At 60.3% G+C, this 14,701-nt stretch carries 17 protein-coding genes; 9 read left to right on the top strand and 8 right to left on the bottom strand.

All coding sequences use genetic code 11. The features are described from left to right. Nucleotides 1–79 precede the first annotated feature (79 nt). Nucleotides 80–868 (bottom strand): alpha/beta fold hydrolase, encoded by a 789-nt coding sequence (locus ACE3PR_RS05950; protein ID WP_374369211.1) that lies wholly within the window; start codon nt 866–868, stop codon nt 80–82. Between the two features lie 181 nt (nt 869–1,049). Between ACE3PR_RS05950 and ACE3PR_RS05945 the strand changes: the two genes are divergently transcribed. Beyond that, nucleotides 1,050–1,529, top strand: a complete 480-nt coding sequence (locus ACE3PR_RS05945) for a MarR family winged helix-turn-helix transcriptional regulator (RefSeq protein WP_374369209.1) — start codon at nt 1,050–1,052, stop codon at nt 1,527–1,529. A 24-nt stretch (nt 1,530–1,553) separates the two neighbouring features. On the opposite strand, the gene ACE3PR_RS05940 is transcribed toward ACE3PR_RS05945, so the two are convergent. The 3 genes from ACE3PR_RS05940 to ACE3PR_RS05930 all read right to left on the bottom strand — a co-directional run bounded on the left by ACE3PR_RS05940 (nt 1,554) and on the right by ACE3PR_RS05930 (nt 3,537). After that, the gene (locus ACE3PR_RS05940; RefSeq protein WP_374369207.1) at nt 1,554–2,339 is read right to left on the bottom strand and encodes an alpha/beta fold hydrolase; all 786 of its coding nucleotides are present in this window, start codon (nt 2,337–2,339) and stop codon (nt 1,554–1,556) included. Between the two features lie 90 nt (nt 2,340–2,429). Beyond that, on the bottom strand, nt 2,430–3,125 hold the full coding sequence (locus ACE3PR_RS05935; protein WP_374369205.1) for a VIT family protein: 696 nt from the start codon (nt 3,123–3,125) through the stop codon (nt 2,430–2,432). Nucleotides 3,126–3,210: 85 nt separating this feature from the next. Beyond that, complete coding sequence (locus ACE3PR_RS05930) at nt 3,211–3,537, bottom strand: cupin domain-containing protein (protein ID WP_374369203.1); 327 nt, start codon at nt 3,535–3,537, stop codon at nt 3,211–3,213. 396 nt (nt 3,538–3,933) lie between these two features. On the opposite strand from ACE3PR_RS05930, the gene ACE3PR_RS05925 reads away from it, so the two are divergent. After that, on the top strand, nt 3,934–7,368 hold the full coding sequence (locus tag ACE3PR_RS05925) for an NACHT domain-containing NTPase (protein ID WP_374369201.1): 3,435 nt from the start codon (nt 3,934–3,936) through the stop codon (nt 7,366–7,368). Between the two features lie 157 nt (nt 7,369–7,525). Here the strand turns inward: ACE3PR_RS05925 and ACE3PR_RS05920 are convergent, their stop codons facing one another. Beyond that, entirely contained in the window at nt 7,526–7,783 is a 258-nt protein-coding gene (locus ACE3PR_RS05920) for a hypothetical protein (protein WP_374369200.1), read from the bottom strand. 53 nt (nt 7,784–7,836) lie between these two features. Between ACE3PR_RS05920 and ACE3PR_RS05915 the strand changes: the two genes are divergently transcribed. From ACE3PR_RS05915 to ACE3PR_RS05885, 7 genes are all read left to right on the top strand, one after another. Next, nucleotides 7,837–8,166, top strand: a complete 330-nt coding sequence (locus ACE3PR_RS05915; RefSeq protein ID WP_374369198.1) for an ArsR/SmtB family transcription factor — start codon at nt 7,837–7,839, stop codon at nt 8,164–8,166. Continuing rightward, the gene (locus tag ACE3PR_RS05910; protein WP_374369196.1) at nt 8,163–8,669 is read left to right on the top strand and encodes an SRPBCC domain-containing protein; all 507 of its coding nucleotides are present in this window, start codon (nt 8,163–8,165) and stop codon (nt 8,667–8,669) included. The genes ACE3PR_RS05915 and ACE3PR_RS05910 overlap by 4 nt, the downstream gene beginning before the upstream one ends. Before the next feature lie 53 nt (nt 8,670–8,722). Beyond that, nucleotides 8,723–9,940 (top strand): MFS transporter, encoded by a 1,218-nt coding sequence (locus tag ACE3PR_RS05905; protein WP_374369194.1) that lies wholly within the window; start codon nt 8,723–8,725, stop codon nt 9,938–9,940. 39 nt (nt 9,941–9,979) lie between these two features. Beyond that, nucleotides 9,980–10,396: a GFA family protein gene (locus ACE3PR_RS05900; protein WP_374369192.1), complete on the top strand. Its 417-nt coding sequence runs from the start codon at nt 9,980–9,982 to the stop codon at nt 10,394–10,396. A 100-nt stretch (nt 10,397–10,496) separates the two neighbouring features. Then, nucleotides 10,497–11,528, top strand: coding sequence for an alpha/beta fold hydrolase (locus ACE3PR_RS05895; protein ID WP_374369190.1), 1,032 nt, complete (start codon nt 10,497–10,499; stop codon nt 11,526–11,528). Between the two features lie 110 nt (nt 11,529–11,638). Then, complete coding sequence (locus ACE3PR_RS05890) at nt 11,639–12,148, top strand: DUF1993 family protein (RefSeq protein WP_374369188.1); 510 nt, start codon at nt 11,639–11,641, stop codon at nt 12,146–12,148. A gap of 13 nt (nt 12,149–12,161) precedes the next feature. Next, entirely contained in the window at nt 12,162–13,181 is a 1,020-nt protein-coding gene (locus ACE3PR_RS05885) for a cupin domain-containing protein (protein ID WP_374369186.1), read from the top strand. Here the strand turns inward: ACE3PR_RS05885 and ACE3PR_RS05880 are convergent. Genes ACE3PR_RS05880 through ACE3PR_RS05870 form a run of 3 tightly spaced genes read right to left on the bottom strand, consistent with a single transcriptional unit; the run spans nt 13,178 to nt 14,695 of the window. Beyond that, a complete protein-coding gene (locus ACE3PR_RS05880) occupies nt 13,178–13,780 on the bottom strand; it encodes a DNA-3-methyladenine glycosylase I (RefSeq protein ID WP_374369184.1) in 603 nt (200 codons plus the stop codon). The genes ACE3PR_RS05885 and ACE3PR_RS05880 overlap by 4 nt on opposite strands. Before the next feature lie 16 nt (nt 13,781–13,796). Beyond that, nucleotides 13,797–14,096 carry a YciI family protein gene (locus ACE3PR_RS05875; protein WP_374369182.1) on the bottom strand — a complete coding sequence of 100 codons (300 nt, stop codon included), beginning with the start codon at nt 14,094–14,096 and terminating at the stop codon, nt 13,797–13,799. Further along, nucleotides 14,096–14,695 carry a TetR/AcrR family transcriptional regulator gene (locus ACE3PR_RS05870; RefSeq protein WP_374369332.1) on the bottom strand — a complete coding sequence of 200 codons (600 nt, stop codon included), beginning with the start codon at nt 14,693–14,695 and terminating at the stop codon, nt 14,096–14,098. Before ACE3PR_RS05870 ends, ACE3PR_RS05875 begins: the two co-directional genes overlap by 1 nt. Nucleotides 14,696–14,701 lie beyond the last annotated feature (6 nt).

Below are 14,701 nucleotides of genomic sequence, written 5' to 3'. Positions count from 1 at the left end.
GGCATCGCGCCAGCGGCGCACATAAAAAAACAGGCAGGGCCCCTGGGCTCTGCCTGTTTCGTTTTCGCGGGTTGAGTGGTCAGTTGCTGGCAGCACCCTTGGTCAGCGCATCCTGCGCGGCGCGGTCGATCACGTCGGCGACGGCCTTGGGCTGGCTGAGGAAGACGACGTGGCTGCCCTCGATCTCTTCCGTGACGGCGCCGATCTTCTTGGCCGTTGCGCGCAGCAGCTTCGGGTCGATGGCGCCGTCTTGCGTGGCGACCACGAACCAGCTGGGCTTGGCGTGCCAGGCGGCGATGCCGACCTTGTCGCCGAAGGCCGACATGGCGATCGGCACCTGCGAATCCCGCATGAAGGCGGCGTCGGCATCGCTCACATCGGCGGCGAAGCCGGCCTTGAAGGTCGCGAGATTGACGAAGCCGAAATTGTCCGCCTGGGGCTCGATGACGAAGCCCTTGGGGGCCGGGATCTGGGCGAACTGATCGCCGGTGCTTTCGCCGCTATCGGGCGCCAAAGCCGCCACATAAACGAGGCCCGCGACCTTGGGATCGTTGCCTGCCTCGGTGATGACGGTGCCGCCATAAGAATGGCCGACCAGGATCACCGGGCCGTCCTGGCGGGCCAGCACCCGCTGGGTGGCGGCGACGTCGTCGGCCAGTGAGGTGAGCGGGTTCTGCACGATGCTGACCCGGTAGCCGCGCGCGGTCAGCTGGTCGTAGACACCGCGCCAGCCCGAGCCGTCGGCGAAGGCGCCGTGCACCAGCACGACGTTCTTGACCGGCTGGGGAGCCGTCTCGGCCAAAGCGGTGCCGGTGACGCCGGCGACAGCGGCGGCGGCGATGATGACGTTCCGGAAGGTGGCAATCATGGTCGTTCTCCTCAGGGGGTGTTTTTAGGGGGTGGTTCTCGGGGGTGGCGGTTTATTTATGTCTCGATAATTGTTATCGCGATAACTATGTACGATAGAGCCAGCCTCTTGTCCAGAGGAATTTTATCGCGATAATGATTTTCGTGATGCTGAGTGCCGGGAAGCCGGCCAGGAGATTGATATGGTTGAGAAAATGCAAGGTCCGGTCGATCTCGACGACCAGCTCTGCTACGCCATCTACTCGGCGGGGATGGCGATTCAGCGGGCCTACAAGCCGCTCCTCGACGGATTGGGCCTCACCTATCCGCAATATCTGGTGCTCAACATCCTCTGGCGCGGGGATGAGCGGGGTGATGAGCAGAATGTGGGCGCCATCGCCGATCAACTGGCGCTGGAATCAAGCACGCTGACGCCCTTGCTGAAGCGCCTCGAAGCCGCCGGGCTGGTGCGCCGGACGCGCAACCCCGATAACGAGCGCCAGGTCGTCATCGCCCTCACGCAGGAAGGCCGCGCCCTGAAGGCCAAGGCCGGGTGCCTCGGCGAAGCTCTCCTCGCCGCATCCGGGCAGCCGGTCGGCGACCTCGCCGCGCTCAACGGCAAGGTCAAAACCCTGCGCGATGCGATCTATGGCCATATCGGTGGTGGCTGGCGGCCGCGCTAGGCCCCGCCGCGCCCCGCGCGCTATCTAGCTCGCGTGCCCCGCCGCTTCCAGGATCAGCGCCGCGATCGTCTCCGGCTGCGAAATGAGCGAGAGGTGGCTCGCCTTCACCTCGATGGTCTTGGCCTTCATGCGTTTGGCCATGAAGCGCTGCAGATCGGGGCTGATGGTGCGGTCCTCGGTCGAGATGGCGTAAGAACTGGGCTTCGTGCGCCAGGCGGCGGCGCTCGTTTTCCCCGTGAGGAGCGCCTTGTTGAAGGGCTGCTGCACGGCATAAAGCACACGGGCCTGCGCCGCCGGCAGATCGCCCGCGAAATCATTGAGGAACGCTTCCTCGCTCAGGCGGCCTTCATCGCCGTCGAAGACGATGCCGGCACTGGCCGGCGGTGCGGGATAGGTCTTGGCGAGCGCCGGATAATCCTCGCCCGCATCGGGCGCGCGGGCCGCCACGTAAACCAGGCTCGCAACATTGGGATGCATTCCGCATTCGCTGACCAGCATGCCGGCAAAGGAATGGCCGACCAGCACGGTGGGCCCGTCCTGCCGCGCGATCACGCGTGTGACCGAGGCCACGGCTTCCTCGAAAGTGGTGAGCGGGTTCTGCACGGCGGTGGCATTCAGCCCCGCCGCCTGCAGCCGCGCGATCACCGGCGCCCAGCAGGATCCATCGGCGAAGAGGCCATGGGCGAGGACCACGTTGCGCGCGGACGTGGGGGCGACGGCGGGCGTCTCGGCCATGCCGCGTTTGGCGGCGAGGGAGAGCGCGGCGCCGGCCAGGAGGGCGGTGGAGAATGTGCGTCGGGTCATGGTCATGGTTTGTCTTCCTGGGGCTTTAGGGTTGTACCCAGAGTTACGTCGGCGCGTTCGGCGCCGTTACAGCATGGGGCGTGCAGCGCGGCGGCGCTAGACGACGGTTCCCACCAGCGCGCCGATCCCGGCGGTGAGCCCCATGGCGAGGGCGCCCCAGAAGGTGACGCGCAGGGTCGCCCGGAGGATATTGGCACCGCCCGCCTTTGCGCCGATGCCGCCCAGCAAGGCCAGGAAAGCCAGCGACGCCGCCGAGACCAGCGGCACCAGTATCGCCTGGGGCGAGATCACGACCATCAGCAACGGCATGGCAGCCCCCACGGCGAAGGTCGCCGCCGAGGTGAGGGCCGCCTGGATCGGGCGCGCGGTGGTGATCTCGGATATGCCGAGCTCGTCCTGGGCATGGGCGCCCAGGGCATCCTTCGCCATCAATTGATCGGCCACCTGATGCGCAAGCTCCGGGGCGATTCCGCGCTTCATATAGATGGCGGCCAGCTCCTCATGCTCCAAGGCAGGCTGGCTCGCCAGCTCCGCGCGCTCGCGGGCGAGGTCCGCCTGCTCGGTATCCGATTGCGAACTGACCGAGACATATTCCCCCGCCGCCATCGACATCGCGCCTGCCACCAGCCCGGCGATCCCGGCCAGCAACACCTCCGATCGCCCACCCGCGGCGGCGGCGACGCCGACGATCAGGCTGGCCGTCGAGACGATCCCGTCATTGGCCCCCAACACCGCCGCCCGCAACCAACCAATCCGCGCCACCAGATGATGCTCGGCATGCAAGCGACGCATGTTGACCTCCGTGGGTTGGTGGGGTGACGGGTTTGTGGGTTGGCTGGCGGGTAGTGTAGGCGAGAATGGCGGCTGTGGGCGTGATCTAGCGCAAGGCGGGGCGGTGGGTGATGACGACCGAAATCTTGTTGGAATCCGGGTATTCGCAGACATCGATGGGGGCCAGCGTCGAGACCGCGAGATAGCGCATCTCGGTCGCACCCGTATTGACGATCTGGTGCGCCACCTCCGGTCCGCCGGTGGGGCAGGCGATGACGTCGAACTTGCGGATGAGATAACGCTCATCCCCGAACCGCAACTCTCCCTCGCCTTCGAGAATGAAGAACATCTCCTCCTCGCCATGATGCGAATGGAACGGACATTGCACCTTGCCCGGCGGCAGCACGGTCAGAATGTAGCCGAGATCCCGCACGCCAATAGAGTTTAGGCATGGGTGGCTCCGTGGCTCGGATAGCTCAGCGTAGCGGGGATTTCTCGTTCCCGCACTCTAGTTTTCCCGCGAACTCTGCGCCTTGGCGGCGAGTGCCGGCATACCTCGAAGCTGCCAGGAACGATACTGTGTGAGTGAGGAGACGAGCGCTAAGCGTTGGGCAGAAAGGACCGAGCTACAGCGCTTGGTCTTTTCATTTTCAGTGGGTTTGAAAACACTAACTTTACCGCCTACGACTATATATTGTATATATGCGAGAATGCATACTAATATATGCAAAAGCACAACCTTCTCATCTAACAAAGTCATAGCTTGCCGAGCGCTGGCGGGTTCGCTGCTCATCTACTTGAATAATATTGCGCCATTGCTGGAGGGGGAATGAAGACGAGAAAGATTGTTCGACTTCCAAAAGTCCGATCATTGAGCAAGATACTGCCCGCTGGGACGGAGAGTGGAAAAGAATTTGCTCGAATTGTCGACCTGCTTCTATTCAATGAAGCTCGTCACCGCAACGAAACTTTTACTGTGTTTGACGACGCGTCGGGCGACTATGCCGCGCTCGATAGCTTGTCTAAGGGTTTCAGAAGAAGTGGTTCCGTCGGCTATCAATACAAATTTTTCTCATCGCCGCTTTCGACAAATCATCGAGCCGAAATTAAGGAGAGTCTTCGGAGGGCAGTTGAGAAGTCAACAACCTCGAAGATTCGTCACTGGGTTATCGTAACCCCAGACGACTTTACTAACTCTCGTCGGAAAGGTGGGGGCGATGTAAGCTGGTTTGAAAATCTCAAGCTAGAGTTTCCTGAACTGGAAATTGAGCATTTTGGGCATACCAAGCTTCAGAATCTTTTTTTGCAGGCCCAGCATCTAGCACTTTATTACTACCCCGAGATAGTTCCGGAAGGGGCCGCTCGGCGGCTAAATATAGAAGCCGTTCGAGAACTCTATAACAGCGCCATCAGCGAGCGAAATGGGCGCATCGAATTTGTCGGCATGTCGGTTTACAAAGAGGAGGCCACTAAAGGAGTTCCGCTAGAGAGTATATATATTCCATTGTCTCTCGTCGGAGAGGATCAGGATGATAGCGAAGATCGATTTCCGCGAACCAACCCCATAAATCTTATGTCGCCTGGAAGGCGGTCCGTAATATTGGGAGATCCAGGTTCAGGCAAGTCAACGTTGATTTCGTTTCTCGCACTTAGTCGAGTGTCTTCATCAATCCAGACTCGATTCAAGGCAGAGCCTGACGGCCGGCTTCCCATCGTCATTACCCTTCGAAGGTATGCAGACGAACTGAAGGGCCGATTTAACTTAAGTATACTTGACTACATTGTTGAGATGACTCGCGGAGAGTTCTCAATAAAAGACGCCACCGATGAATTTTTCTGTTTTTATCTAGAAAGCGGTCACGCTGTTGTTTTGTTCGATGGCCTGGACGAGTTGCCGACTACCAAGTTCAAAGACGTTGTTCAAAAAAGAATCCGTGCTTTCGCCACGGTGTTCCCTTTGGCGACGATCATTATCACTTCAAGAATAGCCGGATATGAAGGGAAGATTCGTTTCCCGACCTCGTTCAATCATTTCAGAATGGCGAAGCTCCGGCTTGATGAAATTGAGAAGTTTATTCGGGATTGGTATGCGGTGAGAGTGGAGAACGAAGTAGAGCAGGCTGCTAACGTAACCGACCTTTGTCGAATCATTGCAAACCCGGATAGTGCCGCCATTCGCGATCTTGCTCGCAACCCGCTTCTGCTAACAATTGTTGCGCTAGTTCATCGGATAGATGCGGTTTTGCCTGATGAGCGTGTCGTGCTCTATCAGAAATGCACAGAGACGCTGCTCAACACATGGTACAAATGGAAGTTTAAGGATGAAGATGAGAAGTCGAAAGGTCGAATAGAGCGACGAAACCGTCAGAGGATTGAGGCAATTGCCTTTTGGATGCAACGGAGAATTGTCAGCACTGATAGAGGGCGAGCCGTCGTTCCAAGAAACGAGATGAGGTTATTTTTACGCGATTTCATCGAAAAGAATGAGGCCTATCCGACTGAAGATTCAGAAGATCCAGAAGATCAAGCAGATGAATTTCTTGAATTCGTAAAGTCCCGAACTGGGCTACTGATCGAAGCTGGAGACGAACTTTACAGTTTTTTGCACCTCACATTTCAAGAATATCTAACCGCTACTTACCTTATCTCGCGAGGCGAAGTAGATGGTCTAAGCAAGATTTGGGAGGTGATTGGTGCGGATATCAATAATCCGCGATGGAGAGAAGTGGTTCGACTCCTAGTGGCGAGCTTAAAAAGCAGGGAAGGTCAGAAGTATCTTTTGAGCAAACTGCTCTCTGACTCTGATTGCGAAATTGACAACGCACTGCTTTTAGCTGGGTTAGTGCTAGATGGCATTGAGCCTGCGGAAGTAGCCTCCGACGAGATCATGAACCGCGTCCTAATTTGCGCACAAGCCGCAAAAACGGCTGACAATCTAAGGCTGCTTGAGAGAAATTTTCGATCATGGTTAGAAAAGGACAAACGCAACAAAGAAATTCTGTTGAATGTGTTCAATAAAAACATGAAGGGTCAAGTGGGCGACAATCGAAAGGTTGCTCTTTTGTCAGCCATAACGCTGGGAGTCCCTGACGAGATTGTAGTAAGTGATCGATATTTTTCAAAGAAAGTATCGAACTCACTGGGGGATTATGTTGGGTTGAATGCTTTCTCCAGGGAAAAGGGCCTGTCGGCGAAACGGCTCCAGTTCATTCAAGACCTGCGAGATCACTGGTGCATTGAGTCACCAGAAGCAAATTTAGTAAGTGCTATCTATATGCCATTCTCTGTGGCGGGGAATCCCGCACTTGCTTGGGAGCGAGAATTCCAGCGCGCTTTAATGCTGGTCCTTAGCGGCACCGCTGGGCCATTCCATGACTATTTTTGGAATATATTTTCGGTGGCTGGATCTGACAACGATCTTGCTGCTCCAATTGTAGCAACGCTTAGAGGTCGCCATTCAAGGCAGAACGAGCGCCCAAAGGTCAAGCCTTATGGCAAGTATCTTTTGCCTTTCGTCGAAGCGCTCCACCGAGACTACAGCGACGCGAAACGCCACGCGCGATCAACAGACCACGGGCAACATCGCATAATTAAAGGGCATTCGGAGGGAGTGCTGTCGCTCTTGAGGCACCAGTTATCTAGAAGGCATAAGACGCTAATAGCAGAACAGCGAGAAACAGTTCGATTTGCCGAGCTTTCTGATATCAACGACTTTGGAAAAGTTGCTTCCTCTGTTCTCCATCTGCGAGATAACTTTTGGCTAAACCTTCGCGCGACGCCCTCATTCGTTAGAGTGCTTTCGCAGGGCGTAGTGAAGCACTACGACCTTCACCCTGAGATACATTGGCAAGAGCTTATTCGTGCAACTATTGTCCCCCAAATGCCCCAATTTGTTTATCGTTTTATCTCTGAAGAAGCAGTGAAATCTTGCGTGACGGAGCTCAAGAAAAGCGAACCAAGCCCTCCTGAGATATTTCACGCTGCTTGGATAATGCTAGCAGATTTATGGTCGCGATTCTTTCAAGGCTACCAAAATGAAGTCGACGCTCCATACGGCGAATTACTTGCCGCTGCAAAGGAAAGCCCCCATTCACCGCTTCAAGTGGCGACATCTTTACATCAGCTGATCTCAGGTGATCGCGCAGCAGAGCTGAAAATTTGGTCATGGTTAGAAGATAGAGAAGCACCTGAAGGAGTATTATTACGGAATGCGTATTGGCCTCACAGAAGAGTAGTCGGCGGGAAGGCCACAAAACGTCAATGAAATTTAATGGATGATCGGGAACTCGCCATCATGGATACGACGAAGAGGTGAAGAGCAGGAGGCTGCAAGCCTGGTTGCCGAGCGTCCTGAGGGGCGCAGTGTGGGAGACACTGGGAGAAGCTTAGGGAGGATTATTTCGCCGCGTCGTGGCTCCCCCCTACCTCCCCGGCCTCCTCACCGCCCGGATTTTTCCGGTACGCCCGCCGCCGCAATAGAAGGTGTCGCCAGTGGCTTCCAGGCCTGAGACGCCGACACCTTCGGGCATATCGAGTTGTTCCAAGACCTCGCCGGTTTCGGGGTTGATGCGCCACAGGCTGCTTTCGTCGTTTTCCCAGGAGACATCCCACAGCTCGCCGCCGATCCAGGTGACATCGGTGACGAAGCGTCCCGAACTGTCGCAGACGAATGGATTCACCGCCTTATAATTAGCATTGACTAATGAATTAGCATCAGCTAATCATTTTCCCCATGACCGATACCACCGCCATTGACGCCCTTCTGCGGGCCCTTGCCGATCCCACGCGGCGGGCTGTGTTTGAGCGCATTGTGGGGGCGACGGAGATTACCGTGGTGGAACTCACGCGCGGGAGCGGGGTCACGCAAGGGGCTGTCTCGCAGCATTTGAAATCGCTGAAGCTGGCGGGGCTTGTGGCCGAGCGGCCCGAGGGGCGGAAAGTCTATTACCGGGCCGAGCCGGAGGGCCTCAAGCCGCTGGTCGACTGGATGAGTCATTACGGCCTGTTCTGGCGCGAGAGCTTCGACAATCTCCGCGCTCTGCTGAAGGAAATCGATCCATGAACGATGTTGCGCGGAAAGCCATCACCCAATCCGAAACACAGAAGCCCGAAACCCGGAAACCCGAGACACGGAAAATCGTCGTCGACGAGATCTTCCCGCATGCGCCGGAGACGATCTGGAAGACGCTGACCGACGACACGCTGATGGGGCGCTGGATCATGGAGCCCAAGGGCTTTGCCCCGGTCGTCGGCAATCGCTTCACCTACCAGACGACACCGGCCGGGGCCTGGGACGGCACCATTCATTGCGAGGTGTTGCGGGTGGTCCCCAACGAGCTGTTCTCCTATGCCTGGAAAGGCGGCGATGCGGGGAATGTCGGCTATGGCGCGCCGCTCGACACGGTGGTCACCTTCACGCTCACCAAGGTCGCTGGCGGCACACGGCTTCACCTGGTGCATGAGGGCTTCGTCCTCCCCCGCAATGACTCGGCCTATGAGAAGATGAGCAACGGCTGGCAGAAGGTGATCCACAATGTCGGCACGCTGGCCGGTGAGATGGATTAGGGGTGAGCTGGACTAGAGGCGAGCGGACTAAAACGAGCCGGGGGAGTGGGGTGATGGCGTCGAACTATCGCTGGGTGATCGTCGCGGCGGGTGGCCTGCTGGGCTGTCTTGCCGTGGGGGCCATGTTCTCGCTGCCGGTCTTCCTGCAGCCCATCGCGCGGGATACCGGCTGGTCGGTGACCGGAGTGTCCACCGCCATGACCATCGGTTTTCTCGCCATGGCCTTTGCCAGCATGGCCTGGGGGATGCTGAGCGATCGCTGGGGCCCGCGCCCGGTGGTGCTGACGGGCTCGGTCCTCCTCGTCCTTGCTCTGGTGCTGGCCGCCCGCGCGCAATCGCTCCTCGAATTCCAGCTGGTCTTCGGCGTGCTGGTGGGTGGGGCGGTGGCGGCGATCTTCGCGCCGATGATGGCCTGCGTCACCGGCTGGTTCGAGACGCAGCGCGCGCTCGCGGTCTCGCTGGTCTCGGCCGGGATGGGCATGGCGCCGATGACCATGTCGCCCTTCGCGGCCTGGCTGGTGACGGAGCACGACTGGCGCAGTGCGCTCCTCGTCATCGCCGTTGTCGTGGCCGCAATCATGATCCCGGCCGCGTTGCTGGTCCGCCCGGCGCCGGCTCTGGTGGGTTCCGAATCCGCGCCCGCCGTGAATGAGGGCGAAATGGAGCGGGGCGGGATGAGCCTGCGGGACGCGGTGACCTCGCCGCAATTCCTGGTCCTGACGCTGACCAATTTCTTCTGCTGCGCCACCCATTCCGGCCCGATCTTCCATACCGTGAGCTATGCGCTCACCTGCGGCATTCCGATGATCGCCGCCGTCTCGATCTATTCGGTCGAGGGGCTGGCGGGGCTCGGCGGGCGCGTCGCCTTCGGTTTCCTCGGCGACCGTTTCGGCGCCAAGCGCATCCTGGTCCTGGGGCTGCTGGTCCAGGCCTTCGGCGCCTTGGCCTATGTCTTCGTCGGCGGCCTGGGCGGTTTCTACGCGGTGGCGGCGCTGTTCGGCTTCATCTATGCGGGCGTCATGCCGCTCTATGCGGTCCTCGCGCGCGAGAATTTCCCGCTGCACATGATGGGCACCGTCATCGGCGGCACGGCCACCGCGGGCGGCCTCGGCATGGCGCTGGGCCCCGTCGCCGGCGGCTGGATCTATGACAGTTTCGCCAGCTATTCCTGGCTCTATATCGGGTCCTGGGCCATCGGCCTCGGCGCCGTGCTCATCGCCCTGACCTTCAAGCCGGCCGGCCGCCGGGCGGCGGTGGCCGTGGCGGCCTGATCGCCCGATCGGACCACCCTTCACAACCGGAGAAAGACGATGACCCAGCCCTATACCGGCGGCTGCTTCTGCGGCCATCTGCGCTATGAGATCGCGGGGGAACCGGTGTTCCAGAACGATTGCCAATGCCGCCAATGCCAGCGGACCAGCGGCACCGGCCATGGCTCCTATCTCACCTTTGCCGGACGACCGAAGGTGAAGCTCGAAGGCCGCGCCACGCATTGGGAGATGACCGCCGATAGCGGCCAGGTGAAGACGCGCGGCTTCTGCCCCATCTGCGGATCGCCGGTCTATCTCACCTTCTCAGCCATGCCCGATTTCTTCACCATCCACGCGGCGAGCCTCGACGATCCCGCCCGCTATCAGCCGCAGGCGGTGACCTATCGCAGCGGCGGCCCCGCCTGGGACCGGGTCGATCCCGCGCTGACGGCCTTCGCGGAAATGCCGCCGATGTGAGGGGACGGCGGGCTTGACATCCGGGGTCCTGTCGCCTTAATAGATCGTATCCGAGTTAATCGGATACGTTTTAATAAAGATGAACCCGCGAGGACCCGCCATGACCGAGATTGTCAATCTGCCCCGCCGCCGCTTCCTGGGAGCCGCAGCCTTGAGCGTCGCCGTGGCCGAGCTTGGCCTCATGGGCCCGGCCCGCGCGGATAACCCGCCGGCAATCCAGCCGGGGACCCATGCCGCGTTCCCCGCGCTGAAGCAGATCGATGCCGGCTTCCTCAATGTCGGCTATGCAGAGGTCGGTCCCCTCGACGGGCCGGCGGTGATCCTGCTCCATGGCTGGCCCTACGACATCCATTCTTACGCCGATGTGGCGCCTTTATTGGCTGCCGCGGGCTACCGGGTGATCGTGCCCTACCTGCGCGGTTACGGGACGACGCGCTTTCTGTCGGAGGCGACATTGCGCAACGGCCAGCAGGCGGCGCTGGCCAGCGACATCGTCGCCTTGATGGATGCGCTCAAGATCGAGCGCGCCGTGATCGGCGGTTATGATTGGGGCGCCAGGACCGCCAATATCGTGGCGGCCCTCTGGCCGGAACGCTGCAAGGCCATGGTCTCGGTCAGCGGCTATCTCATCGGCAGCCAGGAGATGAACAGGAAGCCGCTGCCGCCCAAGGCGGAATTGCAATGGTGGTATCAGTTCTATTTCGCGACCGAGCGGGGTGCCGCCGGCTATGCCGAATATCGGCGCGATTTCTCGAAGCTGATCTGGCAATTGGCCTCGCCGCAATGGCGCTTCGACGACGTGACCTTCGATCGCTCGGCGGCTGCCTTCGACAATCCCGATCATGTCGCCATCGTCATTCATAATTACCGCTGGCGCCTGGGGCTCGCGACAGGCGAGGCGCAATACGATTCGCTGGAAGAACGCCTGGCGGCGGGGCCGGTCATCACGATCCCCACCATCACGATCGAAGGCGATGCCAATGGCGCACCGCACCCCGATGCCAAGGTCTATGCCAAGAAGTTCACCGGCAGATATGAGCACCGAGTTTTCACCGGCGGCATCGGCCACAACCCGCCCCAGGAAGCACCCCAAGCCTTCGCCCAGGCGATCATCGACGTCGACCGGTTCTGATTGCGGTTCCCATCGATGGCGTTGATGACGGCCATCGACGTGGCCCGCTTTGGCATTCACGCTGGTTTCTGGCAGATTGCGGCAACCTTGTTCTTGAGGAGCCATCCGCCATGAGCCTTTCGATCTATGATATCACCGTGCCCGCTCTCCTGCGCGGCTTCGACGTGCTGGATTATTACATGGACCGCGCCGCGGAAGCGGCCGAGGCGGGGGGCTATGATCCCGTAATCCTCGTCAATGCGCGGCTCTATCCCGACATGATTGCCCTTGCCGGGCAGATCCAGCGGGCGAGCGATACGGCGAAGGCCTCGATCGGGCGCCTGACCGGGCTCGAGGTGCCGAGCTTTGCCGATACCGAGACGAGTTTGCCCGAATTGAAGGGCCGCATCGCCAAGACCGCCGAGTTCATCCGCGGCGTGCCCAAGGCGGCCTTTGCCGACAGCGAGGGGCGCGAGATCGAGATCAAGTTCCGCGCCGGGGCGGTCACCTATACCGGCATTTCCTATGCGCTCGAATTCATGCTGCCCAATTTCTATTTCCACGTCACCACTGCCCATGACATCCTGCGCCATAACGGGGTGAAAGTGGGGAAGGCAAATTACCTCGGCCGCTTCGCCTGAAAGGGGGCGATCGATGACGGAAAGTGCCGGGCCCGTGCGGCCGATCGCATCGGAGAACGTGCCGTGGCAGGTGTGGTCGGACCCGCCCAACTTCGCGCAGCGCTCGCGGCATCTCAGCCGCGCCCTTCTGGGCGATCGGTACCAGATCGGTGTCGCCATCGAGGAACTGGAACCGGGCAAACGCAGCGCGCCCTTCCATTATCATTTCTTCGAGGAGGAGCATGTCTTCGTGCTCGCAGGCGTCGTGTCGCTGCGCCTCGGCGCTGCGACATATGACATGCGCGCCGGCGATTACGTCTGCTTCCCGGCGGGACAGCGCGCCGGGCATTGCCTGGTCAATAATAGCAGCGAGACCTGTCGCTATCTGATCGTGGGCGAACGCAATCCGCGCGAGGTTTGCGTCTATCCCGATTCCAACAAGGTGATGGTGCGCGCTTTGGCGCGGAACGCAATCTTCGACATGGCGGCAACGCGCAATTACTGGCATGGCGAGGAGACCGGCCTGCCAATGAGTCTGCCCGCCGCTTTGATCGCCGCCGAAGAAGAACCCCATCCGAAGCGCCCGATCAGCTCCGATGCCGTGGAATGGGAGGAGACGCAGATCGGCACGAATTTCGGCGGGCGTGCGCGGCACCTGACCTATGCCGCCACCGGTGCCGATTACCGAATCGGCATGCTGATCGAATCGCCCGCCCCCGGGAAACGACTCTGCCCCCGCCATTATCACATGCTGGAAGAGGAACATGCGCTGATCCTCGAAGGCGAGGTGACATTGCTGCTGGGTGCCGAGCGGCATCTCATGAAGGCCGGCGATTATGTCTGCTTTCCGGCGGGACGGAAGATCGGCCATTCCTTCCTTAACAGCGGTGCCGGCGAATGCCGTTATCTGATGATCGGCGCGCGCGATCCCAACGAGGTCTGCGTGTATCCCGATTCCAACAAGATGGTGGTCGGTGCTCTCAGGTCGCGGCAGGACATCTTCGACATGTCGAACCCCCGCGATTACTGGGACGGCGAGGCGATCGGCGATTAGGGGCGCTTGAAGCTCTTGCGCGCCTTCGCGGCCTTGGCGCGGATCACGCAATCCTCGGCATGGTCGTTGACGAGGCCCATCGCCTGCATGAAGGCGAAGATCGTGGTGGGGCCGACGAATTTCCAGCCGCGCTTCTTCAGCTCCTTCGAGAGGGCCACCGATTCCGGCGACGTCGAGACGGTCTGCGGCTTCGCCAGATGCGCGGGATCCGGCTCGTAGCGCCAGAGGAAGGCGGCGAGCGAGCCCTCCTGTTTCACCATCTCCCGCGCCCGCTGCGCGTTGTTGATGACGGCCTCGATCTTGCCGCGATGACGGATGATGCCGGCATTCTGCAAGAGGCGTGCGACATCCTTGTCCGTATAGCGGGCGACGCGGTCGAAATCGAAATCATGGAAAGCGGCGCGGAAATTCTCGCGTTTGGCCAGGATGGTGCGCCAGCTGAGGCCCGATTGAAAACCCTCGAGGCAGAGCTTCTCGAAGAGGCGCCGGTCGTTGCCGACGGGAAAACCCCATTCGGCATCGTGATAGGCGGGGAATTCGGGTGCGGCGGCGACCCAGCGGCAGCGCACCTTGCCATCGGGACCGGGGATCGTGCTCATCGCGTGTCCTTCCTTCTCATGCCGCGGCCTCGCCGAGGAGAAAGGCCAGTCTGTCATGGACCCGCGATGGCGCGATGTCCAGGATTTCGGCGCCGACGATATTCTCTGCGACGAAGGGATCGCCGTTCACGCGCGCCTGCAGCGCGGCCAATGTCGTGTTGTGTGCGAGGATCGCGCCGCCCAGTTGCGGCTGCAGGCTGCCGGCCAGCAGGAATACGCCGTCATCGAAACCGCGTTTCAGCCAGTCCTTGTGACCATCCATGAACCGGCCGGCAGCAGCCTTGTTGGCTGAGAATTTCAGCAGAACGACGAACATCAATTTTTCTCCTGTCTCGGTTTCCGGGTGTGCGTCTCGCCCCCCTCGACAATCGTCTGGAGCCAGTCTTCGAGCATGGCGACCTCGCGCCGGATGAACGCCTCGTCGTGATAGGCGTTGGCCAGGGTGGCGACACCCTGGCTGCGGGCGAGAAGATGCAGCGCCAGCGCATCGGCATCTGCCTTGCGCCCGAGGGCTGCGAATTGCCGCCGCAGCCAAAGGCGGAAGAGGGTGAAGAGCTGATTGGCCTCGTCTTGCGCCGCGTGGCCGAGTTTTGCGAGCTCGGTCGAGAGCGTGCCGACCGGACAGCCGTAACGTTTGATGTCGGCGCGGTTGGCGATCAGGATATGGATGAAGCTGCGGATGCGCGCCTGTGGATTGTCGCCGTCAAGCTCCCAGCGATCCAGCATCGCCTGGGTCTTTTCAAGGCGCGCGGCGATGACGGCCTCCAGGATCTCGTCCTTGGTGCGGAAGTGGTAATAGAAGTTGCCGCGTGAGAGATCGACCGCCGCGGCGATATCGGCAAAGGACGTGTGCGCGAAACCCTGCCGGTAGAACAGGTTGTCGGCCGCCGCCACGATCTGGCTTCTCGTCTCCACCGCCGC

The organism is Dongia sp. (assembly GCF_041909655.1).
Lineage (GTDB): Bacteria > Pseudomonadota > Alphaproteobacteria > Dongiales > Dongiaceae > Dongia.
This window is presented reverse-complemented; position numbering and strand designations above follow the sequence as displayed.